1 protein-coding gene is annotated in these 1969 nt (G+C 73.6%); it reads left to right on the top strand.

Annotated features, from left to right (window positions below):
• The coding region (locus tag NON22_RS23585) for a tetratricopeptide repeat protein (protein ID WP_257389429.1) at nt 1-1801 on the top strand (1801 nt) is incomplete at its 5' end.
• Nucleotides 1802-1969 lie beyond the last annotated feature (168 nt).

Below are 1969 nucleotides of genomic sequence, written 5' to 3' on the forward strand. Positions count from 1 at the left end.
GGCCGCACCGCCGCCGAGCGCCGCGCGCATCGGCGGGCTCGCACCGGCCGCGCTCGCGCGGCGCCTGCGCGGCGATCTCGATCTCATCGTCATGAAGGCGCTGCGCAAGGAGCCGGCGCGGCGCTACGCGGGCGTGCGCGATCTCATCGACGACCTGCGCCGCTGGCAGCATCACCGCCCGGTCAGCGCGCGGCCCGAGACCTGGCGCTACCGCGCGGCGCGTTTCGTGCGCCGGCACGCCTGGGCCGTCGCGGCGGCCTCGACGATCTTCCTGCTGACCGCGGCCTATGCGCTGACCGTCAGCGTGCAGGCGCGCGCGATCGCGCAGCAGCGCGACCGCGCCCAGGCCGAGGCGCGCAAGGCCGACCGCGTGAAGTCGCTGATCCTGCGCCTGTTCGAAGGTGCCGACCCCACGCGCAGCCTCGGCAAGGAACTGACTGCGCGCGAACTGCTCGATGCCGGCTGGTCGTCGATCGAGGCCGAGCTCGTCGGCCAGCCCGAAGTGCAGGTCGAATTGCTGACGACCGTCGGCGCGACCTATTACCAGCTCGGCCAGTACGACCAGGCGCAGCAGCTGCTGACGCGCGCGCGCGATCTCGTGCAGGCGCATGCGGAGCTCGCGCCCGGCGTGCGCGCCGCGGCGCTGCGCGCGCTCGGCGCGCTGCGCGGCGCGCAGGACCGCTTCGACGAAGCCGAGCAGCTGCTGCTGCAGGCCGAGACCTTGTATCGCGAAGGCCAGGCCGGCGACACCGCCGAGATCGCGACGACCCTGCGCGACCGCGGCCAGGTGCGTTACGAGCATGCCGACTACGCGGGCGCCGAGACCCTGTTCCGCGCGGCGCTGGACATGCGCCGGCGCCTGCTCGGCGAGCGCGATCTCGGCGTCGCCGACAGTCTCGGGCGCCTGGGCATGACCCGGCGCGCGCGCGGCGACTATGCCGGTGCCGAACCGCTGCTGCGGCAGGCCCTGGATCTGCACCGCGAACTGCTGCCGGCCGGCCATCCGCATATCGCGACCGATCTGTCGAGCCTCGCCGCGGTCGAACGCAATCTCGGCCGCTACGCCGACGCCGAGGCGCATTACCGCGAGGCGCTGGCCGGCGTCGTGCAGACGCGCGGCGAGGACCATCCGTTCGCGGCCGCGGTCATGAACAATCTCGCCCGCGCGCTGAAGGCGCAGGACAAGAACGACGAAGCCGAGGCGCTGCTGCTCAAGGCGTTGGACATCCGTCGCCGCCATCTCGGCGAGAAGCACGCGACGGTCGCGATGAACCTCAGCGATCTCGGCTGGGTCGCCGAAGGCGCGGGCCGCATCGACGCCGCGGAGAACTACTACCGGCAGGCGCTCGCGCTGTACGAACCCAACCATACCTGGCGCTCGGCCGCGGTGTTCAACCTCGGCAGCGTGCTCGAAGCGCGCGGCCAACACGCCGCGGCCGAAGCGCAATACCGCGAAGCGCTGGCCGCCCAGCGCAAGCAGTACGGCGATGCGCACGAGCTCGTCGGCACCGACCTGCTGCACCTCGGCCGCGTGCTGACGCGCCAGGGCCGGCTCGACGAGGCCCAGGGCGCCCTGCGCGAAGCCCTGCAGAACTACTCCGCGCGCCTGCGGGCCGACGACGCCCAGCTCGTACCGCTGCTGCTCGCGCTGGAGCAAAGCCTGCGCCGGCCCGCCCAGGCCGCCGAAGCCGACGCGCTGCTGCAGCGCGCTCTGGACCTGCGCCGCGCCGCGTTCGGCGCCGAAGACGAGCGCACGCGCGAAGTGGAGGCGAGGATGGCCGCGGTACGCCGGCGCCAGTGATGGCCTTGGCGATCATTCGTTGAAATTCGGTGCGGATATTCACCGCCGCGCCTTGCGCGCGGCGGGCGGCGCCGGTTGACGGCGTCGCATCCGACCGGCGCGGACGGCACGCGAGGCGGCAGCCGCGCCGTCGCCGGCGCGGCTGCCGCAGGGGCCGCGTTGCGCTCA

The organism is Tahibacter caeni, assembly GCF_024609805.1.
GTDB lineage: Bacteria > Pseudomonadota > Gammaproteobacteria > Xanthomonadales > Rhodanobacteraceae > Tahibacter > Tahibacter caeni.